This window comes from Thermotomaculum hydrothermale (assembly GCF_016592575.1).
GTDB lineage: Bacteria > Acidobacteriota > Holophagae > Thermotomaculales > Thermotomaculaceae > Thermotomaculum > Thermotomaculum hydrothermale.
This window is the reverse complement of the sequence record NZ_AP017470.1, coordinates 834125-857726: the sequence shown is the minus strand read 5'-3', so window position 1 is coordinate 857726 and position 23602 is coordinate 834125. Positions and strand designations below refer to the sequence as shown.

General features: G+C 35.3%; 19 protein-coding genes. 7 read left to right on the top strand and 12 right to left on the bottom strand.

The genetic code is table 11. The features are described from left to right. The first annotated feature begins 3 nt into the window (after positions 1-3). The 7 genes from radA to TTHT_RS03910 are packed head-to-tail and all read left to right on the top strand — an operon-like array spanning position 4 to position 6326. On the top strand, positions 4-1359 hold the full coding sequence (radA, locus tag TTHT_RS03940) for a DNA repair protein RadA (protein ID WP_201328737.1): 1356 nt from the start codon (positions 4-6) through the stop codon (positions 1357-1359). A 60-nt stretch (positions 1360-1419) separates the two neighbouring features. Next, a complete protein-coding gene (gene queF, locus TTHT_RS03935) occupies positions 1420-1848 on the top strand; it encodes a preQ(1) synthase (protein WP_201328736.1) in 429 nt (142 codons plus the stop codon). Continuing rightward, positions 1845-2675, top strand: a complete 831-nt coding sequence (gene speB / locus TTHT_RS03930) for an agmatinase (protein ID WP_201328735.1) — start codon at positions 1845-1847, stop codon at positions 2673-2675. The genes queF and speB overlap by 4 nt, the downstream gene beginning before the upstream one ends. Beyond that, entirely contained in the window at positions 2665-3354 is a 690-nt protein-coding gene (locus TTHT_RS03925) for an MTAP family purine nucleoside phosphorylase (protein ID WP_201328734.1), read from the top strand. The genes speB and TTHT_RS03925 overlap by 11 nt, the downstream gene beginning before the upstream one ends. Beyond that, positions 3342-4595: an amidohydrolase gene (locus tag TTHT_RS03920; RefSeq protein WP_201328733.1), complete on the top strand. Its 1254-nt coding sequence runs from the start codon at positions 3342-3344 to the stop codon at positions 4593-4595. The genes TTHT_RS03925 and TTHT_RS03920 overlap by 13 nt, the downstream gene beginning before the upstream one ends. A gap of 59 nt (positions 4596-4654) precedes the next feature. After that, entirely contained in the window at positions 4655-5371 is a 717-nt protein-coding gene (locus tag TTHT_RS03915) for a tetratricopeptide repeat protein (protein WP_201328732.1), read from the top strand. Next, a complete protein-coding gene (locus TTHT_RS03910) occupies positions 5340-6326 on the top strand; it encodes a DUF3187 family protein (protein WP_236578206.1) in 987 nt (328 codons plus the stop codon). The genes TTHT_RS03915 and TTHT_RS03910 overlap by 32 nt, the downstream gene beginning before the upstream one ends. A gap of 146 nt (positions 6327-6472) precedes the next feature. On the opposite strand, the gene lpxC is transcribed toward TTHT_RS03910, so the two are convergent. The 12 genes from lpxC to TTHT_RS03850 form a co-directional block, all read right to left on the bottom strand. Continuing rightward, positions 6473-7381: a UDP-3-O-acyl-N-acetylglucosamine deacetylase gene (gene lpxC, locus TTHT_RS03905; protein WP_201328730.1), complete on the bottom strand. Its 909-nt coding sequence runs from the start codon at positions 7379-7381 to the stop codon at positions 6473-6475. Positions 7382-7503: 122 nt separating this feature from the next. Continuing rightward, entirely contained in the window at positions 7504-11418 is a 3915-nt protein-coding gene (locus TTHT_RS03900) for a S8 family serine peptidase (RefSeq protein ID WP_201328729.1), read from the bottom strand. Between the two features lie 48 nt (positions 11419-11466). Continuing rightward, positions 11467-12408, bottom strand: coding sequence for a carboxypeptidase-like regulatory domain-containing protein (locus TTHT_RS03895; RefSeq protein ID WP_201328728.1), 942 nt, complete (start codon positions 12406-12408; stop codon positions 11467-11469). Positions 12409-12425: 17 nt separating this feature from the next. Then, entirely contained in the window at positions 12426-13742 is a 1317-nt protein-coding gene (gene rimO / locus TTHT_RS03890; protein ID WP_201328727.1) for a 30S ribosomal protein S12 methylthiotransferase RimO, read from the bottom strand. A 5-nt stretch (positions 13743-13747) separates the two neighbouring features. After that, positions 13748-15037 (bottom strand): asparagine--tRNA ligase, encoded by a 1290-nt coding sequence (gene asnS, locus TTHT_RS03885; RefSeq protein WP_236578198.1) that lies wholly within the window; start codon positions 15035-15037, stop codon positions 13748-13750. A gap of 24 nt (positions 15038-15061) precedes the next feature. Then, complete coding sequence (locus tag TTHT_RS03880; RefSeq protein ID WP_201328726.1) at positions 15062-17272, bottom strand: polyribonucleotide nucleotidyltransferase; 2211 nt, start codon at positions 17270-17272, stop codon at positions 15062-15064. 26 nt (positions 17273-17298) lie between these two features. Next, a complete protein-coding gene (gene rpsO / locus TTHT_RS03875) occupies positions 17299-17565 on the bottom strand; it encodes a 30S ribosomal protein S15 (RefSeq protein WP_408033903.1) in 267 nt (88 codons plus the stop codon). A gap of 189 nt (positions 17566-17754) precedes the next feature. Next, entirely contained in the window at positions 17755-18627 is an 873-nt protein-coding gene (gene era / locus TTHT_RS03870; RefSeq protein WP_201328725.1) for a GTPase Era, read from the bottom strand. Then, complete coding sequence (locus tag TTHT_RS03865) at positions 18620-19825, bottom strand: hemolysin family protein (protein ID WP_201328724.1); 1206 nt, start codon at positions 19823-19825, stop codon at positions 18620-18622. The genes era and TTHT_RS03865 overlap by 8 nt, the downstream gene beginning before the upstream one ends. Further along, a complete protein-coding gene (gene ybeY, locus TTHT_RS03860) occupies positions 19826-20281 on the bottom strand; it encodes an rRNA maturation RNase YbeY (RefSeq protein WP_201328723.1) in 456 nt (151 codons plus the stop codon). Next, complete coding sequence (locus TTHT_RS03855) at positions 20278-22629, bottom strand: HD family phosphohydrolase (protein ID WP_201328722.1); 2352 nt, start codon at positions 22627-22629, stop codon at positions 20278-20280. Before TTHT_RS03855 ends, ybeY begins: the two co-directional genes overlap by 4 nt. Continuing rightward, complete coding sequence (locus TTHT_RS03850; RefSeq protein ID WP_201328721.1) at positions 22598-23599, bottom strand: PhoH family protein; 1002 nt, start codon at positions 23597-23599, stop codon at positions 22598-22600. Before TTHT_RS03850 ends, TTHT_RS03855 begins: the two co-directional genes overlap by 32 nt. Positions 23600-23602 lie beyond the last annotated feature (3 nt).

Genomic DNA, 23602 nt, shown 5'->3' with positions numbered 1-23602 from the left:
TTAATGGCTAAAAACAGTTTCTTTGAATGTGAACACTGTGGATATAAATCAAGAAAATGGCTTGGAAAATGTCCAGATTGTGGCTCATGGAATTCATTTATAGAGGTAAAAGAGCAATCAAAAAAAATAAATAAGCGCTCGCTTGCAAGTAATTTATCCTCTCCAAAGCCTATAAATAAGATTAATTCTGCCGAGTATTCAAGAATTGACACTGGAATTGAGGAGTTTAACAGGGTTTTAGGGGGAGGATTTGTTCCAGGCTCGTTAACCCTTTTAGGGGGAGAACCGGGAATAGGGAAATCAACATTAATGCTTCAAATATCAAATAACATTGCTGTAAAAGGGCAGGTTTTATACTTTTCAGGAGAGGAATCCCCTTCCCAGATAAAACTGAGAGCGGAAAGGATAGGTTCAATTAATCAAAATATTCTGCTTTCAGGAGAGGTTGTACTTGAAAACATAGTTGAACAGATTAAAAGTGTTAATCCTTTATTTGTTGTTATAGATTCAATTCAAACAATGTTCTCTTCTGAGTTAACATCGGCACCTGGCACTGTTTCCCAGATAAGAGAAGTTACCACAAGGCTTTTATTTGAAGCTAAAAATTCAGGCATACCTGTGCTGATAATAGGCCATATAACAAAAGAGGGAGCCATTGCAGGGCCAAAAACACTGGAACACATAGTTGATACAGTTTTGTACTTTGAAGGGGATAGATTTCAATCCAGAAGGCTTATAAGAGCAATTAAAAACAGATTTGGTTCAACAAATGAATTGGGGCTTTTTGAAATGACATCAAAGGGGCTTTTGCCTGTTGGAAATCCATCAGAGTTTTTTATAGGGGAAAGGCCGGACGACACAACAGGCTCTGCAATTGTCTGCGCAGTTGAGGGGACAAGGGCATTGCTTGTTGAATTGCAAGCTCTGGTTACTGAAAGCGCATTTGGTACCCCGAGAAGAATGGCAATAGGGATTGATATAAACAGGCTTCACCTTTTGCTTGCAATAATTGAAAAAAGGCTTGATTACCTTATTGGAAGGGACGATGTTTACATTAATGTTGCAGGAGGATTAACAATAAACGAACCATCGGTTGATTTAGGTATTGCATTTGCCGTTGTGTCAAGTTTTTTAAATAAACCACTTGATAAGCATACTGTTTTTATTGGGGAAATAGGGCTTTCAGGGGAGATAAGAAGCGTCTCAGCAATAAACCAGAGGCTAAATGAGGCCGCAAATTTAGGATTTAAAAAAGCGATTATCCCTGACACAAGGGAAAAGATTGATTCAAAGGTAAATAGAAAAATTGAACTTATAAAGGTTAAATCTTTAAAACAGGCATTTGACCTTGTTTTTTGAATAAATTTTATTTTTTCTTATGTGATAAAATAATTACCTAAAAAATTTTAAGGGGGATTTATGCCGCAGGCTGAAGGATTGATTTTGCCGTTTGACGGAAAAGATAAAATTAGAAAGGATTACCTTGAAACAATAGATTTTGACGGAAAACCTCAATTAATTGCCTACTCTACCGATGAGTTTTCCGCAGTATGCCCTTTTTCCGGGTTGCCTGACATTGCAGAAGTTGTGGTTAAGTATATTCCAGATGGAAAGATTGTTGAACTTAAATCTCTCAAGTATTATTTCATCTCTTTCAGGAATGTTGGGGTTTATCAGGAAGAGGCCACTTCCATTATTTTCAATGACTTAAAAGAATTACTTAACCCAAAATTCTTAAGCGTTTATACAAAGTACAACATAAGAGGTGGCATTGAAGCGGAGTGCTATATTGAAACGGAAAACGAAGAAGAAGCATTGAAAAAATATGTACACGAGGTTGAAAAATGAGGTTTATGGGAAGCAAAAAATCTATTGAAAACTGTAAAATAGTCTTAAGGGGATATCCCTTTGACGGGACAGCGTCTTTCAAGTCAGGGCAGAGGTTTGCCCCTGCCGATGTAAGATTAAACTCTGAAGGGATTGAAACCTACTCCCCGCTTTTTGATGTTGACATTGAACAGGACATAAACTTTTACGATGCAAAGGATTTAAGCCTTCCATTTGGAAATACAGAAAAAGCGTTACAGCTTATTGAGGAAGACTCAAAAAAATACTTTGAACAGGGGCGCATACTTTTTGGAATTGGAGGGGAACACCTTGTAACATTGCCTTTAGTTAAAGCATGCTATTCAGTTTATCCAGATTTACACCTAATTCACTTTGACGCACACGCTGATTTAAGGGAAGAATACCTTGGGGAAAAATTATCCCATGCAACAGTGATGAGAAGGATTTTGGACTTCCTTCCTGCCAATAGGTTTCACCAGTTTTTTATCCGCTCAGGGACAAAAGATGAGTTTAACTTTATGAAAGAAAATAAAACATTGAAGAAGAACCCGGAAAATGTTGTCAGGCTTATTGGGGAAAAAGCTCCTGTTTATATTACAATTGATATGGATGTATTAGACCCGTCTGTTTTTCCAGGAACAGGCACCCCAGAACCTGGCGGTATTGATTTCAATACCCTTATTGACACAATTTCAAGATTTAAAAATTTGAATATTGTCGGGATTGACTTTATGGAATTATCTCCCGACATTGACAATACGGAAATTTCAACCATTACAGTATGCAAACTAATTAGAGAATGTATGGGGGTTATCCATGCCAAATAAAATTGCAATTATAGGGGGGAGTAATCTCTTTAATTCAGAGCTTGTAAAGGATATGAAAGAGGAAAGGATTATAACCCCATTCGGCACTGTTGAAGTATTCATTGATGAAAAAACAATGCTAATTCAAAGGCACGGGAAAAAGAATGTGCCTCCCCACGCAATAAATCACAAAGCAAACCTGTATGCCATTAAATCAAGGGATTTTAAAAAAATAATTGCAATAAATTCAGTCGGCTCTCTCAAGCCTTACATCAAGCCAGGTGAGGTTTGTCTTGTTAGCGATTTTATCTCTTTTTACAATATTATAACTGTTGACGCCGACAAAAGAATTCATATTACTCCTGTGCTTTCAGAAACGATAAACCAGAAAATTGAAAACTGCCTTGGAGAGAAGTTTAAAAGGGTAATTTACTGGCAGACAACAGGACCAAGGTTTGAAACCCCGGCAGAAATCAGGCTAATGGCACAATATGCCGATGTTGTTGGAATGACTATGGCAAGTGAATGCACTATTGCCTGCGAATTAGGGTTGCAGTATGCATCAATCTGCGTTGTTGACAATTACGCAAACGGGATATCAGAAACAAACATAGACTTTGACGAATTTAACAGGCTTGTCCTTCAAAATCAAAAGACTGTGGATAAAATGTTAAAGGAGCTTGTAAAATGTCAATTCTAATTAAAAATGTTATCCATTCTTTCAAAAATGAGAAAATAGATGTTTTTGTTGATAAAGGGAAGATTAAAAAAATAGGGAAAAACCTTGATATTCAGGCAGACAAAGTAATAGACGGAACGGATAAAATACTATACCCTGCTCTTGCAAATATGCACACTCATGCAGCCATGGTTCTTTTTAAAGGCTATGCTGACGATTTAAAATTAATGGAATGGCTGCAAACAAAAATATGGCCTATTGAATCAAAACTGACTGAAGAGGATGTTTACTGGGGAACAAAATTTGCCTGCCTTGAAATGATAAAAACAGGGACTACCCTTTTTAACGATATGTACTGGCACTTTGACGCCTGCTTTCAGGCAGTTGAAGAAATGGGAATGAGGGCAATTTTAAATGCTGTAATGATTGATATGTTTGACATTGAAAGGCAGAAGTTTAACGAAAAAAGAACTCTTGAAATATTTGATAAATACTATGAAAAAAATCCTTTAATAAAAGTTGGATTGGGACCTCATGCAGTTTACACAGTATCGGACAAAGGGTTAAGATTTGCTGCTGAACTTAGAAAGGAAAAAGACACATACCTGCATATTCACCTCTCTGAGACATTAACAGAAGTTGAAGAATGCGTTAAGAAAACAGGCAAAAGGCCTCCAGAATACCTTGACGAGTTAGGGGTATTGACTGACAAAACCTTGCTTGCACACTGTATATGGCTTAACCCTAAAGAAATAAATTTGCTTGCTGAAAGAAACTCTATAGCAATCCATACCCCAATTTCAAATATGAAACTTGCAGTTGGCGGCATTATGCCAAAGAAAGAATTGAGAGAAAAAGGTGTTAGAATTTGTCTTGGTACAGATGGGGCTGCATCAAACAACAACCTTGACATGACAGAAGAAATGAAGGTTGCAGCTATTTTACAAAAATGGAGAAACAACGACGCTGAAATTCCTAACGCATACGATGTTGTGTACAGAGCAACAGAGGGATTCAGGATCTTAGGCCTTAATGTTAATAAACTTGAAGAAGGAGATACGGCAGATTTTATTTTATTGAAAATGCACGAGACAATTACCCCGCTCCACAATCCTATTTCAAACTTTGTTTATGCCGCAAGCGGAATATTAACCGATACAGTTGTATGTAACGGTAAAGTGCTAATGGAAAACGGACACATTAAAGGGGAAGAAGAGATAAAAGAAAACTTTTTTAAGGTTATAAACAGGCTCTTTGCTTGACTTTAAAGGGCATTTTTGAGAAGATTTTAGAGAATTTTAAAGCATAAAAGGAGGTATTGGTGGCTGAAAAGAAGTATTCACACAAGCAAATGAAAAAATTAATGAAAGAAGACGAGGTTGCAAGCGTTGTTGATAAGGTACTTTCATGGGGGAAAGAAAACAAAACATTGGTTTACGGCATTGTTATTGCAATTTTTGCAGCAATAGCAATTTATGTTGCTGTAACCTCTTATAGCACAAACAAAACAGAAAAATCAGAACTCGCTTTTTCAAAGGCAACAGAAATTTTTTACTACAAACCAAAGAAAAATGAAGCACCTAAATACAAAAACAAAGAAGAACAGTACAACAAAGCATTAGAAGAGTTTAAAAAACTTGAAAAAGAAAATTTAACAAAATCAGTTAAATTGAGAGCAAAATTCTATGAAGCACTTTGCTACCTTAATTTAAACAACATTGGGGAAGCGGAAAAAATTCTTGAAAATCTTTATAACAGTGCTCCTTATCCCTTTAAAACAACCGTCGCTTTAACATTGGTAAATGTTAAATCAAATAGCGGTGAATTGGATAAAGCAATAGCAATTTTGGACAATTTAATGAAACAGGACACTTTTAAAAATCCTGTTAAAGACTATGAATTGCTCAAAAAGAGCAAAATCCTTGTTAAACAGGGCAAATTAGAGGAAGCAAAAGAGTTGTTAAACCAGTTAATACTTGATTTTCCGGATTCAGCTTTTGCTACAGATGCTAAGAAGGAAAAAGAGAATATCAGCTGACAGGAAGCTAAGCCTCCTGTCGGCTTTTTTAATTTTCACATTTTTTTTAACCACTAATTTATTTTCCCAATCTCTTTTTATAAAAAATAATGCTCCTTTTTACCTTAATATACTCCAGCCTGATTTTGAGCAATTTGACTTTTACAATGGGAAAAAGTATAACATAACATTCACGACACAGTATTCAAATATTTTTGCCTATTCATTTATTGACAACCCTGAATTAGATAAAAACATTGCATTTGACATGGAAACTTTATCAATTACAACAAAAATTGAAAGAAGGCTAACAGCATTTTCAAGCATCTATATTGAAATCCCTGCAATTTATCACTGGAAGGGAATGTTTGATTCTATTATTGAAGATTACCATGACTATGTAGGTTTTAACAATGGGGGAAGGGAGCTTGTAGAAAATAATCAATTTGTGTTTAGAATAGGTGAAATAAACAAAACAACATCAGTTGCAGGGATAGGAGATATTACATTAGGCTATAATATTTATAAAGTCAGAGACATTAGTAATTTCAGGTTTAATTTTTCAATATTTTGTAAACTTCCTGTTGCTTCTGTGTCTGATGGCCTATCATCAGGCTCATTTGATTTCGGCTTCGGGTTTAATGGAGAAAATAGATTTAATAATTTCAATCTATTCTATGGCCTGGGATATTTAAACTATGGAAATCCAGACAAAAAATATGTAACAAGCCTTGATGAAAGCGGGTACATATATTTTGGACTTTCCTACAAAATTAATGAGGATTTTAAAGCAATTGGCCAGCTTTATCTTCAATCTTCCCCATACAACACAGGATTTGACAGAATGGATGATTACATGGCAATGTTTGCTTTAGGAATTCAATACAGAGACTATCAGGTAAGCTTTACAGAAGATGTTTTCACATACACAGCACCTGATATAACCGTAACTGTAACAAAAAAGATTAGGTTTTAGGTTTGGAATACCTAATTTTTGATTGTAAATGTTGGATTAAAAATTTTGGATTTTGAATTGAGGAAAGGATTTTTAAATTAAAAGATTTTTCCTCAATCCATAATATAAAATTTAAAATTTAGAATCAAAAATTTACAATCTTTAATTTATGCAAGTTCTTCCGCAACCTGAATAGCTTTGTCTTCTTTTGCAATAAAATCAAGTTCTCCAGCATTAACAATCTCATAGCTTTCAGGGTCTTTTTTTATCTCTCTGGCAAGGCTTGTATGAATCTCATGTCCTGCCTTGTATGCTACCACATGGCCTAAAATTGGATATCCTAAAAGAGCAAGGTCTCCAATTACATCAAGAATTTTATGTCTTACAAATTCATCGGAAAACCTTAAATGCCCGTTTAAAATTTTATCCGAATCAATAACTATGGCGTTTTCAAGTGAACCCCCTAAAGCCAGCCCATTTTTTCTCAACATCTCAACATCTTTTAAAAAACCAAATGTCCTTGCAGGAGAAACCTCGTTTTCAAAATCATCATCAGATTTTAACTCAAGGGTTCTTGTTTGTCGCCTTATTAGAGGATGGTCAAATTCAATGGTATAGGTAATTTTAAAACCATCATAAGGATAAATAGAAATTCTTCTATCACCATTCAAATAGTGTTTTGGTTTTTTAATCCTTAAATATTTTTTCTCTGCTCTCTGTTTTTTAATTCCAGCTTCCTTTAACAGATAGACAAATGCAGAAGCACTTCCATCCATTATAGGAGTCTCTTCAGCATCAATGTCCACATAGATATTATCTATTCCTAACCCCCTGAGAGTTGCCAATAAATGTTCTGTTGTGGCAATAGAAACTTTATCTTTAGTCAAATTGGTTGCATATGCAAGCTTAGATACATAGGATATATCTGCCTTTATAGGAAAGTGATTTTTATCCACCCTTCTAAAAACAATCCCCGTATTTTCAGGGGCAGGGTGAAACTCTAAATTAACTTTCTTCCCCGAATGCAACCCTATACCAGACGTTTTTACCGACTTCTTTATAGTTATCTGCCTCATCACTCCTCTTTTAATGCAAAAAGGGTGCCAAAATAGGCACCCTTTTCACTATTGAAAATTTTTACACTTTTTCAAAATTTACTGTGTAATTTTTTACACAGTTGTTGAAAAAGTTACACATATTATTCAACATCAACTGCCTTGTATCCACTCATGTAATACCTGTCAAGGTCACCAAACAACGCAAATCCACCTACAGGGACATTAGAGGTAACCTTAATCCACCTAACATCATCTGTAAGCCCTGGTATTAAATCGCTGCTTACTACTCCAACCCACTTCTGGTTAGCGCCTAAGTTTTCATTTAACTCGCCTACCTTTTCACCTAAAGCATTGTATGCTTCAATAGTTAAGTTTGCAGTCTCTTCGTTTGCATTTATTACAACAATTCCACACCACTCACTGGATGTCTGAGTAAATACATACGGGAATGCAATTGAGTTAGACGGATTCATAATTGGCCTTACACCAGCAAGTGCGTCTTCACCATTGTTGTTGCTTCCTTTTGTTGGGTCTATGCCAAACAACTCATAACCTGTAATAGGCTGGTCTGCGGTTATTTTAATCCAGGCTGTATCCTCTGGATACTGTGCATTGTTTGATGTCCAGAACCCCTGAACAAGGTTAACTGCCTTGCTATTTGCAGCAAGTGTAAATGTTACAGGTGTTAAAGCGTTCCCATTGCTGTCGTAAGGAGTCATGGTAACATTAACATCAGCATCATTTACATTGTTGATTACAACCCCTGTCCACCACAACCAGTGTGTATCAACATGAGGAATTATAACAGTTGTTGATGCATCATCGGTGAGAAGCAAAGCTCCTACCTGATCCATTAATGGTGTAGGATCGCTCATATCTTCAAACCTTAACTGGCTGAAAGCTTCCATAGCAACAAACTGTGAACCGTTACCGTCAATTGTTGCCCACCAGTGAGCTTTATCATCAGGTGAATAAGGGAAGTTTTCATTGAATACATCAGAATAAACATCTTCCGCAGCATACAATCCCAGTTTGCCAACACTTCCAAGGTCAACTGGAGTTGAGCCTGGAACAACAAACTTTGGAGCTATAGAAGCAGAACCGGGGTTAGCAACAGATACAAATGTATCCCACTGCTCAGTTTGTTCAGCAATGTGCGGGACATATACTTTTGAATACAATCTGTCTGTACCAGCAATTGCTGCAGAGTTTTCAATGTAATAATTTGCTTCTTTTCCAGGTTTCTTTCTGTTGAATTCAAGTGTTTCAAAATTCATAACAGCTTTAACAGTATTAGAAGATTTTACTAAAATCCAGCCACCGCCTACCGGGAACATTCCTTTATCAATCTTTACTCCTTTCCATCCATGAGGTTCTAATTTAAGTTTTCTCACTGTTGTTGTTATAGTGCCGTCAGGTGCAAGAGGTAAAACCCTTAAATATACACTTTCACTATTCGGATTGGAAAGGTAAAGAGTGCATTGAGTAAATTCATCTTCATCATAATCGTTATTAAAAACAGGAACATATGTTTCTACTGTTAGTTCAGTATCAGCAAATGGATCATAGTAAACAGAAGTTGCATTTGCAGGGTTGTAATGGATAGTTTTTCCGTTAACATCTATTCCATTTATTTCATCAGCATCACTCATTCCATCATTATCTGTATCTGTCAGGTAAACATCACTCCATGCTCCCAACTCTGTACCATGGTTAATTCCGTCACCATCTTCGTCTTCTGTATCACCATGATTTAATACATCGCTTGAAACAAACCTGCCATAGAATGGAAGCTTATACTCATTTCCATAGTTATCTGTGAGAACTACAAAACCCATAAGATGAGTTGCTGCAGGGTCTGTGTAATGCGCTGTTAAAGTTATATCCACACTTTCACCTGGATTTAATGTTTGTTTGGTTGTCGGTGATATGCTTGCATTAACCCTGTCATTTGCACAAATATTTAACAATGAAGGGATAAAAGAAATTGTTGAATTAGTAATGTTTTTAACTGTAAAAGTTTTTGATATTGAACTAACACTTGATGTGTCAACATTACCAAAACTAATGTTTGAAGGCATCAATGTTAATTTAGCATTTACAGCATTCTCCATATTTACAATTCCGCCACCTAAAAATGCTGGAGTTGCGTATCCATTTGTATAAAAGATGTTGTTAATACCATTTTTTGACTGATACAAATCGTAACCAAACCCAGTTGCAGTACACAAAACTCCCTTAATCTCCGCAGGACTTAAATCAGGAAACAATGACTTAAATGCTGCAGCAATACCGGCCGTATAAGGTGTGGAAAAACTTGTACCCTGTGTTTCAGCAAAACCAGTTGCACTGTACATATCACTTGAGTTATTGTCATCCTGAGTAGGAGCCATAATCCTCTGCCCAGGAGCAGCAACATCAGGTTTCAAAAAATAATCATTCTTTGTTGGCCCTGTTGAAGAAAACCATGTTTTGTAACCTGATGCTACTTTCTGGTATTCAGTTTCAACCCAGATTGAAAAGTAAACAGGGCTTGTTGAAGATGCAAGAACTTGTTTTAAGGCAACGCCATCACTGTTTTTAATAAAAAATCCAGGAATGTTTAAAGCATATGGACAATTCTGGCTTGGTCCAACATCCATATTTATTATTCCACCATGGTCAGGGTCATCGTCAGGGTAACTATTGTAAACAATTACAGCCGCAGCACCAGCATCCTGGCAATGCTTAATCTTCTGGCAGAAATAACAATCTCCCCTTTTTACAAGAACCGCCTTACCTGATAAATCAATTCCGTCAAGCGGATTGCATGCTTCATCGTCTGTGGTGTAATCAGCAAGGTCAACAACCTCTGTCTTTGAAAATTCTGTAAGATTTGCACCTACCTGAGTATCCACACCATACTGGATATCTGATAGTTCACTTATTGGCTCATCATCAATATAGAAAGTAGCATGTCTGACTGCCGAATAATTCCTTTCATTGTCGACAGCACCAACTGTAATTGCATCCGGTGCATTACCTGGAGCGGCAACACTCATTGGAACAAGAGAAAATTCATCAAGGTGATTTCTCCATTCATCACAAGTTGGGTCATTTCCACAATACTTAGAAATTAAATCTTCAAAATTATCACCTTCATTTCCTGCAGCAACAAGGCAAACTACTCCAGCATCTATTGCGTTCTCAATTGCCTGAACTTCTGCATCATCTGAAGCGCTTCCGCTTATATCTCCCCCTAAACTCATTGAAATAATATCCATACCATCGTTAACTGCTGCATCTATACCGTTTAATATTGAAGATTGATAAGCGCTGGGACCCTGGGGACCCATAGTAAAAACCTTATAGTTACCTAAATAAGCACCTGGAGCAGCACCTAAAAGTTTATAAAGGAATAAACCATCCTGAACCTCTACATACCTACCTGCTGCACATCCTGCACAAGCGGTACCATGGCCATACTGGTCTGATGCATTCTGGTCTGAACCAAAGTTTTTGGCAACAATTACTTTGTTGTTTGTGTAGTCCTGTTCGTTGTCATCACCAGGGTTAAACCCTTCTGGATATTCAAACCCCTCATCATTAAACATTGGATTTGATATATCAATACCTGTATCAAGTATTGCTATTTTAACTCCCTTTCCTATGTCAAGGTTTGACATGCCCAACCTTCTATAAACTGCAACATTATCGCAAACCCTGTTTGCACCGTCTAATTCCAGTTTATAGATTTTGTCTTTTTGAATATATTTAACCCCGGGAAATTCCTTCAACTTCTCGACCTTATTAGCATCTATCTCAACAAAAACTGCATTTAAAACAGTTTGTATAGAGCCAAACGTCTTCCCTTTTAAATTCTTTTCCACAAAGTTTATAAAATCCTTTTGCTGTTCAAGTACTTCCTGCCTGTACATTTTGGCAGCTTTAGTTTTCACAGCCCTTTTAGCAACTTTAATTACAGGCTGCTTATCAAGGACAACAATATATCTGTCAGCAGCCATAAGGTTGCCAACCGCAAATAACAATACCAACAATGAAACAAATTTTTTCATTAAAGACACCCCCATATAGAAAATTTAAAAGTTTACACGCAATTTCAATTATTGACCTGCTGTTAAACCCTGAATTAATCCCTGGCAATCACCAGCATATTTGCCATTAGGAGCAAGTTCAAGGTATTTTTTTAGCATTTCAACACACTTGTTCATATCACCCTGTCTTAAATACAGCAGACCTAACTGATAGTAAGCATCAGCATACTTGGCATCTACCTGTAAAGTTTTTTCAAGATAAACTTTCGCATTTTTATCATCACCTGCATTTATGTATTCAACCGCTTTATTGTAGTATTCCGCTGGGTCAATAGCGCCCATCTCTTCCGCCTTTTTATGATACTTTTTGTAATTTTCTTCATCGCCCTTTTTCTTGTAAACATCTGCAAGTAAAGCAAATGCAGGCCCCATGCTGCTGTTTAAATCAATTGCCTTTAAAAGCTCCCTTTCAGCATCGTCAAGTTTATTATTCATTAAGTCAATTCTTCCTAAATGGAACCATGCAAAAGCAAGGTCAGGGTTTAATTCAACAGCCTGCTTCAATAATGGATAAGCACCTTTGTCGTCTTTCTTTTTTAAGTATTCAACTGCCTGATTGAATAAAAGAGCTCCTCTGTCTTCTGGAGATAATTTGCTTTCTTCTTGTTTAGCAGCAGCTTTCATACTCATTAATTTAATATTTTCAACCTTTTTATCACTGATAATAGGCTTTGTCAAAGTTTCATATGCCACATATCCTTCTTTTTCAAACTTTACAGTATAAGTTGCAATGTTTAAGGTCACCTTTGCAATTCCCTTTTTATTTGTTTCCAGTACCTTTTTAAATGATTGCCTCTTCTTCATTGTAATTGTGATTTTAACTCCTTCAAGAGGTTTGTTGTTCTCATCAACAACCTTGAAAATAATCATTCCCGCAGTAATTCCCGCTAATGATTTAACTGTAAAAACAAGTACAAGTGTAAATACTGTTAAAAATTTAAAGATTTTCATAATCTTTCTCCTTTCTTCTATAAAATTTTTCCTAAAATATCATAATACATAGCTTTTTCTATTAATACCCTTTTAAAGTCCCCTACATCCGCAAATCCTTCGTTTATCAAAGTAACCCCATCAATATCAGGGGCCTGCCCTTTGTGTCTTCCCTTTAAAAGGTATTCTGTTTCTTCGTAATAGCCTTCAACTACAACATCAAGAGTACGCCCCTCAAAAAGTTTATTAATATTGTAAGATATCTCCTTCTGCATTTCCATAATTTCATTCATTCTTTTTACTTTTGTGTCTTCACTCACATTATCATTGAGAGAAAAAGCGGGAGTATCTTCCTCATGAGAATAGGTAAAAACTCCTAAATGATTGAATTTAGCCTTTTCAACAAATGATTTCAATTCATAAAATTCCTCTTCCGTTTCATCCGGATATCCTACTATTAAAGCTGTTCTTATAAATACATCATCATTAAAAATATCTCTGATTTTATCTATTAATTTTAAATACTCTTTCCCATCCCCAGGCCTTCTCATTGATTTTAAAATTCTTTTTGAGGCATGCTGAAGTGGAATATCAATATAATTACAAATTTTTTCGCTGTTAGCCATAACTTTTAACAAATAATCTGTAATTTCTCCAGGGAATAGATACATTACCCTTATCCAGAAATCACCTTCAATTTTGTCAAGTTGTTCAAGCAGTTTTGCAAGACCGTCTTTCATACCTAAATCTGCCCCATACATGGTTGAATCCTGGGAGATTAAAATTATTTCTTTATAACCGTTATCTACAAGGTTTTTAACTTCGTTAACAATAGAATCAATACTCCTGCTTCTTAGCCTTCCCCTAATACCAGGTATAGCGCAGAAAGAGCAGGAGTGATTACATCCTTCCGATATCTTCACATATTCATAGACGGAATTTGAAAGGATTCTTGGTGATTTTTCTGAATAAACATACTGGGGCATTTTAAATTGAGAGTCTTTATTATTTTCTAAAATATCAACAATTTGTTCAATATCATCAAGGCTAACAAAGTAATCTATTTCTGGAATTTCTTTCTTTAAATCATTTATATATCTTTGAACAAGGCACCCGGCAACAACAAGCTTCCCTATTTTGCCCTGTTGTTTGTATTCAGCAAGTTCAAGAATTCTGTCTATTGATTCCTCTTTTGCAGGCAGGATAAACCCACAGGTATTTACAATGGCATAGTCAACATACTCATCAAGAGTTGCAACAGGTTCAAAACCCCTTTCTAAAAGGCAACCTGCCATAACCTCAGAATCAACAGTATTTTTAGGACAACCTAATGTTATAAAAATAAATTTAGGCATAAATTTTATGGATAAAGCCTGTTAAGCATTCTTGGCCATGGTATTGTTTCCCTTACATGGTGTAACCCACAGATCCAGGCAACAGTTCTTTCTATACCAAGGCCAAAACCGCCATGAGGCACTGAACCATATCTTCTTAAATCAAGGTACCATTTGTAATTTTCTTCTGGGATTCCCTCTTCCCTAATCTTTTCTAAAAGATGTTTTATGTCTGCAGACCTTTCACCACCACCTACAATTTCTCCGTAACCTTCAGGTGCCAGCACATCAACTCCAAGAGCAAGCTCAGGGTTTTCTTTGTCTAATTCAAAATAAAAGGCTTTAAAGCTTGCCGGGAATCTATGAACAAGAATAGGTTTGTCATACTGTTTGGTTAGAATAGTCTCGTCATCTCCACCAAAATCATCACCCCAAACAATATCTGAACCTAACTTATGCAGCTGTTCCACAGCTTCAGTGTAAGTCATTCTAATAAAAGGTCGTTTTATTTTTTCAAGCTTCGAAATGTCTCTTTCAAGAATTTTTAACTCTTCCATCCTTTTATCTAAAACCCTTGCAACAATGTATTCAACAAATTCCTCAGCAAGATTCATAACATCTTCAAGTGTAGCAAAAGCCATTTCAGGCTCAACCATCCAGAATTCCATTAAATGTCTTCTTGTTTTTGATTTTTCTGCTCTGAATGTGGGACCAAAGCAATATACTTTTTTAAATGCTGCTATAGCAGCTTCTGAATATAGTTGCCCACTTTGTGTTAAATATGCCGTTTCACCAAAATAGTCTGTTTTAAACAGAGTTGTTGATCCTTCGGCAGCATTTGGAGTTAGAATAGGGGAATCAACTAAAACAAAATCCCTTTCATCAAAAAAATCTCTGCATGCCTTAATTATCTCGGCCCTTACCCTTAAAATTGCCCACTGTCTTTTTGAGCGCAACCAGAGGTGCCTGTGATCCATTAAAAAGTCAATTCCATGCTCTTTGGGGGTTATTGGAAAAGGCTCTGAAATTTGATAAATTTTCATCTCTTTCACAAGGAGTTCATAGCTTCCATCTCTTGGGTTTTGTTGAACAACTCCTGTGACTTCAATTGAGCTTTCTTGTGTTAGCTTTTTAAAGTCTTCCATTGCCTGGTCTGATGTTTCACCCTTTATGAAGACACACTGGACAAAGGCTGAACCATCTCTTAACTCAACAAACCTTATCTTTCCGTGTTTTCTTTTAAGCCTGACCCAACCTTGAAGAGTAACCTCTTGACCAACATAATCCCCCATGTATTTAGCAAGAATCACAGGCATATTTCCTCCGATTAATTTTTAAATTTATTCGTTATTATTTTCCCTATTACTGTTTCTATCTCTATTATGTCTGTTATCCCTGTTATAATTGCGATTTCTGTCTCTGTAACCACCCTGTCTGTTTCCGCCTCTGTCTCTACCTCTATTATCGCTATCATTACCATCTTCATCTTTTAGCAACGGCTTCCTGCTTAAATTAACCCTGCCCAGATTATCAATATCTTTAACAATAACAAGAACTTTCTGGTTCAATTTTAATTCGTCTGCCACATTTCTAACAAAATGGTTGGCTATTTCGCTTTTATGCAACAATCCTTCCTTACCAGGAAGAATCTCAACAAAAGCACCATAGTCTTCTATTCTTTTAACCACACCTTCGTAAACTTTGCCAACTTCAGGCACGGCAGTAACTGTTTTAATCAGTTCAATAGCCTTGTTTGATGCTTCTTCGTTTGTAGCAGCAATTAGAACTTTGCCATCCTGTTTAATTTCAATCTTAACTCCTGTGGAATCAACAATTTCTTTAATTGTCTTTCCGCCTGGGCCGATTAAATCCCTGATTTTATCGGTAGAGATTTCTATTTCAGTAATCCTCGGCGCATAAGGAGAAAGTTCCTTTTTAGGTTCCGGAATAACTGCTGTCATTTTATCAAGGAGAAAATCTATAGCTCTCCTTGCCTGGTTTAATGCTTCAGCCATTATCTCTTTTGTTAATCCTTTGATTTTGATATCCATCTGCAAAGCGGTTATTCCATCTTTTGTTCCTGCAACCTTGAAATCCATATCGCCGTAATGGTCTTCTGCTCCAGCAATATCTGTCAAAATTGCATATTTCTCTCCCTCTTTCACAAGCCCCATAGCAATTCCAGCAACAGGCTTTTTCATAGGAACACCAGCATCCATTAAGGAAAGAGTGCCGCCACATACTGTTGCCATTGAAGAAGAGCCGTTTGATTCAAGAATTTCAGAAACAACTCTTATAATGTAAGGGAATTCATCCTCCGAAGGAATCATTGGCTCAATTGCCCTCTTAGCCAGAGCACCATGTCCAATTTCCCTTCTTCCAGGGCCTCTCAAAGGCCTCACTTCCCCAACACTGAAAGGCGGGAAGTTATAATGAAGCATAAACTTTTCTTCTTCTTCTCCTTCAAGTCCGTCAATTAACTGGCTATCTCCAAATGTGCCAAGTGTTGTTGTAACTAAAGCCTGAGTTTCTCCCCTTGTAAATAGAGCTGAACCATGGGTTCTTGGCATTACTCCAACTTCAACACTTACAGGCCTTATTTCATCAAAAGCCCTTCCGTCAAGCCTTTTACCCTCGTTAAGCACATAATTCCTGAAAAGCTTTTCTTTAATCTGATCAAACATGTATGAAACATCTGGTTGCAATTCTTCCTCATAACTTTCAACAAGTTCTTTTTTTAACCTTTTCACTTCAGCATAAGACTCTAACTTGCCCTTTATTCTCAAAGCATCAAGAAGCTTTTGGGATATTTCTTTTTCAACTTCGGTAAATAATACCTGGTCAACAAATCTCTCTTCCACTTCCACTTTTTCTGGTTTAATCATTTCAAAAAGTTCTTTTTGGGCCTTTACAAGCTCCTTAATATGATTATGGGCAAACTCAAGAGCCTCAACCATCAATTCATTTGAACCCTCTTTTGCTCCTGCTTCAACCATAACTATTGCTTCTTCAGTCCCTGCAACAACAAGGTCTAACAATGATTTTTCCTTCTCTTCGTGAGTTGGGTTTACAACAAATTCACCGTCAATATACCCCACTCTTACAGCGCCAACTGGAATTGTAAAAGGGATTTTGGATATATAAAGAGCACATGATGCAGCTGTTATAGCTAAAACCTCAGGTTCATTTGCACTATCAAATGAATAAACATTTGCTATAACCTGAACTTCATTAAAGAAGTTATCAGGGAATAATGGCCTTAAAGGCCTATCAATAAGCCTGCTTGTTAAAACCTCTTTTGTGGAAGGCTTGCCCTCCCTTTTGAAAAAACCGCCCGGGATTTTTCCGGCAGAAAATGTGTGTTCTTTATAATCGCAAACCAGAGGGAAGAAATCAATTCCCTCCCTCGGCTCATCTGACATACATGCTGTAACTAAAACCTTTGTATCTCCACTACTAATCAAAATTGCGCCGTCAGCCTGCTTGGCTATAACGCCGGTTTCCATGGTAATTGTCTTTCCACCTATGGAAACGCTTACCTGCTTTTTCATACTTTTACCTTCTTTTTCAATTTTTATTATTTTCTTAAACCTAATTTGTTAACAATGTCTCTATACCTGTTAAAGTCTTTTCTCTTTAGGTATTCAAGCAATTTCTTTCTTTGAGATACAAGCTTTAAAAGACCTCTTCTTGAATGAAAGTCTTTTTTGTGTACCTTAAAATGTTCTGTTAAATAGTTAATCCTCTCAGTAATTAAAGCTATCTGCACCTCGGGGGAACCCGTGTCTTTATCGTGTTTCCCGAAGGCGCCGATAATCTCCGATTTTCTTTCTTTCGTAAGCATCAGCCACCTCCAAATTTTTTATACTATGCCCTAAATGGGACAAAATAGTTTAGCATGTCTTAACATTCTTGTAAAGAGTAAGAAAAATGGTTATATAAATTAAAAAGTTAAGCTTTAACATCTGCAAATCAATGTCCCACTTTTTTCAGGACGAGATACCCAAAACCTGAAATCTTGAACCCTAAACCCCTAAATATTAAACTGCTGAAGGTATTTACCTTTTTGTCTCCACATTTTTTCAACCCTGACAAATAATTCAAGTGAAACCTCTTTCCCAAAGTATTCTCTAAGTTCAGCCTCTGACTCTACCCTGATTTTTTTAATCATACTACCGCCCTTACCTATCAGGATTGGCTTTTGAGATTTCTTTTCCACAATTATATCGCAGAAAATTTCAATATATTCTTCATAGTGGTTAATCTGTCTGACTTCAACATAAGTGGTGTAAGGTAATTCATCTCTCGTATACTTTAAAACCTTTTCTCTAACTATTTCGGCAATGTAAAGCCTCTCGTTTATGTTGGTAATGTATTCCGTATCGTATTGAAATTCACCTTCCGGAACATACTTCAAAACAGCCTCAAGCAAATCATCAATATTTATTCCTGCAGATGCAGAAATAGGCACAATCTCCTCAAAGCCCATATCCTTTAACTCATCAATTAAAGGTAATACTCGTGATTTTTTAATTACATCAATCTTGTTTAAGGCAACAACCTTAGGTTTATTGACCTCTTTTAAGGTATTCATTAAGAACCTTTCTCCGTTTCCAATAGGAACAGAAGCGTCAATTATGTAAAGTATTACATCTGCAGTATCAAGTTCACTGTAAACATTTTGCATCATCACTTTATTCATTTCATAAACCGGTTTATGAAAGCCTGGTAAATCAACAAAGACCAGCTGGTAGTCCTTTTCAGTTAATACACCTAATATTCTATGCCTTGTTGTTTGAGGTTTGTCTGAAACAATTGATATTTTTCTCCCTAAAAGATAGTTTAATAGTGTTGATTTGCCTGCATTAGGCCTTCCTATTAGAGCAACTTCTCCAAATTTAGTCATTTTCATTCTCCTTATTTAATAATTCTACTTTTATTGTTTTTACTCGTCTATTTGTCATTTTTTCAACAGTTATTTTAATATTTTCATATTCTACACTTTCCCCCTCTTGTGGTATTCTCCCAAAAATAGTAAAAACCACGCCGCCCAATGTATCAACATCCTCAAAATCAAGTTCAATCCCTGTCTCTTCGGCAAAAAAGTGTATATTACAACTTCCATCAACGATGTAGGTTGTTTCATTTATTTTCTGAATAACATTTCTGGCTATATCATGTTCGTCATCTATCTCTCCAACAATCTCTTCTACAAGATCTTCAATAGTTACCACTCCAGCAGTCCCACCGTATTCATCTAATACAATAGCCATTTTTAGTTTATTGTTTTGCATCTCCCTTAACAACTCAAGAACCTTTTTTGTTTCAGGAATAAAATAAGGCTTTTGAATTATTTTTGATAAATTAAATTTTTCTTTTTCACTTGCAAGAATGTCTTTTAAATGCACTATCCCAATAATATTATCAATTGAATCCCTGAAAACTGGTAACCTTGAATGCTTTGCTTCTTTAAACTTTTCAATTAAACTTTCATAAGAAATACTTTCCTGTACCGCAATTATATCAGTTCGTGGAGTCATAACCTCTCTAACGATTGTGTCTCCAAACTCCAAAACTCCCTTAATTAAATCTTTCTCTCCCTCTTCAATAATTCCCTCTTCTGTTGCAACATCTATAAAAGCCCTTTCTTCGTCTTCTTTGTCCTCTTCATCGTCAAGCCTTATATCTTCTTTTTTTATCAAAAATAAAGAAAGTTTGTATGCTGGGAAAACAAAAACCTTTACAACAAAGTATAAGGGGGATAAAACAGGCATTAGCATTTTTACTATTTTTTCCCTGCTAATAAACCCCAATAAACCTACAATCACTTTCTCAATTAAAAGGTATATAACCACTAACAAAATTGCTTTTTTAATATCAGAAATTTTCAAATAGAATAACAACCCTAAAAATATAACAGTTAATTCGTTTAAAAAAGAAGAAACAAATTGCATTGAAATCCTTGTTTCAAGTATCTTTTCTACATCTTCCTCTTTTTCTGAAATTTTTTTCAAATCAATTAAAGTTAAATTATTGTATGCAAACTTTAATGCAACACTGATTAAACGGAAAATTATAATAAAAACTAAAAAAATATTTTCCATTTACTCCTCCAAAATTGTAAAAAAAGGTTTTAACTTGTTTTTTAAAACTTTTTGTAAATTCAGCATTCCACCATTGTCTGTTTCATGGTCAAAGCCTAAAAGATGCAAAACCCCGTGCATAAACAAAAACCTCAGCTCTTCTTCAAAAGAATTTCCTATTTCTTCAGCCTGTTTTTTTGCCCTTTCACATGCAATCGCTATACTTCCCAGAAAAACTCTGCCATCTGGAAGTGTGTCTCCGTCTTCAAAACTTAGTACATCCGTCACATAGTCCTTCCCTCTGTAATCTTTATTTAGTCTCCTAATCTCCTCATCACTAACTATTGAAACTTCAATTAAAAATCTATCTGGTAAAAGATGTGATATTTCTTTTTTCAGGCTTTCCCAGAATTCGGAAATTACTTCATCTATATTTTTACAATCAGAAGTATTTATGGAAAAATCCAGTTCACTCATTTATTTCCCTTTTTGCCCTCTTTTTCATTATGCTTATTTTCAGCCTCGTTTTTATCTTCATCTTGTTGTTTATTAAAATCAAATCCTGGATAATCAACCCTTGTATGAAAATAAGCAGTTAGACTTTCCACAAAACTATTTTTTATTTCAGTCAACTCCTTGAATGTTAAATCACTATCTGAAAGTTGCCCGTCATCAATTATATCCTTAACAATTCTATCAACAAGGTGCTGTATTTTCCCAGGTGTAGCGGGGGAATTCAAAGTTCTTGATGCAGCTTCAATTGCATCAGCAATCATTAAAATTGCTGTCTCCTTTGAGGATGGTTTTGGCCCAGGATATCTGTATTCTTCTTCAACAACCTCTTCCCCACTTTCTTCAGCCATATTTAAGGCTTTGTTGTAGAAAAAAGTCATTAATTTTGTACCATGATGTTCTTTTATAAAACTTATGACAACCTCAGGTAAACCATACTCCTCAGCCATATCTACACCATCTTTTACATGGTTCTTCAAGATTAAAGCACTTATTTTAGGTGCAAGTCTTGTGTGTTTGTTTTCTTCTCCCGGTCGTAAATTTTCAATAAAGTAATCAGGCTTTTTTGTTTTACCAATATCATGGTAATATGCGCCAACTTTAACAAGCAAAGCATTTGCACCTACTCTTTGAGCAGCAGCTTCTGCAAGATTCGCAACCCTAACTGAATGCTGGTATGTGCCTGGAGCAGACATTGACAATTCTTTTAAAAGTGGATTATCCATAGTTGATAATTCTGATAACTTCATATCGGAAACTATCTTAAACATAGACTCAAACAGAGGTGAAAAGGTGCTTACAAGCCCACCTGAAAATATTGAGCCAATTACCGTTATTAAAAGTAATGATATTACCAACCCTGAACTAATTTCCAAGCCATAATAAAAGAGTATTAGAAAAGCAATTACAAAATTAAAAAAACCTAAAATAAGAGAAGCAAGCATTAATGAACTGCTTCTTGTAGTTTTTCTTAAAAGATAAATAACAGTAATGGAAGAAAAGATAGTAAAAAGAACAAGCTTAATATTTCCAGCTGTTAAAAGAATTACCAGTACAGTTAAGAAAAATGAGACAATTAAAGCAGCAAAACCGTCAACTAAAACAGCTGTTAAAGATACAGGAAAAACAAAAGGAATAGCAAAGAAAATTATCCCATTTTGTAATAATGACTGAAATTGAAGAGATCTTTCTACAAGGCCAAAAATAAATATAGAGCCTTTAATTACAATTATTCCCAATGTGTTTACCGCCATTATTAAAGGGAAAACATATTTTTTATCTTTTCCTATTTTCTGCCTGTATAATCTTGTTAGTCTGTAACCTAAAAAAGTAAGCAAGGTAAGAATTAATAGATTAGCCAGAAATCTTGTTAAAGTGATCTTGTTTTTAAAAACCTTGTTTTGCTGCTCAATAAATTTATATGCTATTTCATTAACTCTTTCTCCCTTTCTAACTATAATTTCTCCCCTTTTTTTTCTTAAATAACTAACCTCCACCGATTTTAGGGACTTTTCAATGTTTTCTTTCGTCTTTTCTGAATCAAAAATATAATTTGGCTCAAACAGGTTAAATAGAAAATCCCTTATATATTTCCTATCACTTTTTTTTATTTTTACCGTTGTCAAAAAATCCTTTATTAAAGATTTTAACTGTTTTTTATCAATGACAGCAGGCTTTTGTCTTATTAGAAACTCCTGGTTCCTGTTTACATCATATAAAATTGCTTCATTATTCTTTAAAACAAACAGGCTTTTGTTTTCCACAAGGCCTCTTGAATAAATGTATGATACAAAATCTCTTAATTTATTTAGATTTTCTTCATTCGAAAAAAAATTAATTAATGCAGGTAAATACTCTTCACCAATAGGCACCATAGATGTAATTTTCTCTAACAAACCCTGCTTTTGTGCTTCAAGTGCTGATAACTCCACATTGTTTATTTTGTTTAAACCTTTTTTGGCAGCTTCATATTCATTTATTAAAACACTAATTGCATTAATTTTTTCAATTACAAAATCTTTTTTGTCTGATAAATACCTGTACACATTAGGGGTTTTTTCAATTGCTTCCCTTTTTTTCTTTAAAGTTGTAACCTCATCAGGGACTTCTAAATCTGTATACGCGTATATATCGTGTTCTGCAACATCTCCTACTTTTAACTTGATTTTTGTCTGGACAGAGAAAAAATTCAACAAAATCAATAGAGTTGCTATGACAAAAATAAGGGCTGAATAAAAATCAACCGAATGAAACTTTTTTATAAAATCTATAAAAGAAAATTCAACTTTTCTTTTTTTCCTGTTCTTCTTCATAAATCTGATAAGCCTTTATTATTTTTTGCACTATTTCATGCCTTACTACATCTTTTTCATTAAAAAACACAAACTTAATTCCATTAATGCCCTTTAAAATTCTCTGTGCCTCAACCAAACCTGAGCGTTTTCTCGAAGGAAGGTCAATCTGTGTAATATCACCAGTAATAACAGCCTTAGAGTTAAATCCAATTCTTGTTAAAAACATTTTCATTTGTTCAGAGGTTGAATTCTGTGCCTCATCCAAGATTAAAAATGCATCATTTAAGGTTCTTCCCCTCATATAAGCCAGAGGTGCAACCTCTATTTGTCCTCTTTCAAGGAACCTGTTGGCTAAATCACCAGGCAAAATGTCAAATAGGGCATCGTAAAGAGGCCTTAAATAGGGGTCTATTTTAGCCTGCAAATCACCAGGTAAAAATCCAAGGCTTTCTCCTGCCTCCACAGCAGGCCTTGTTAAAATTATTTTGTTTATCGCTTTTTCAACAAGGTATTTTATAGCAACAGCCATTGCAAGATAGGTTTTTCCAGTTCCAGCTGGTCCTATTGAAAATACAACATGGTTGTGCTGTATATGGTGCACATAAAGCTTTTGGTTCAAGGTTTTCGGGTAAATTGGTTTTCTTGAATACGGGACAATAGAACTTACTTCAAGTATCTCATCAAGAGAAATATCCGGTGCATCTTTTTTAATTCTAATCAGGGAAATAATCTCATCGTTTGTTACTTTCCCTTTTTTTAAGATATAAACTTCAATAATTTCCAGCAAATTGACAATCTCATTCTCTTTTTCAGCATCTAAAACTTTAAAAGTCTGTCCCCTTGCTGAAATTTTCACATTATAAAATTTCTCAATAAATTTAATAATTTCGTTGTTTTTGGAATAAAATTGAGGAACAACTTGTGGGTCTATTTCAAATTTACTCATAGCAATAGAAAAAGGCGAAGGCATATATACCTTCGCCGTCATCTA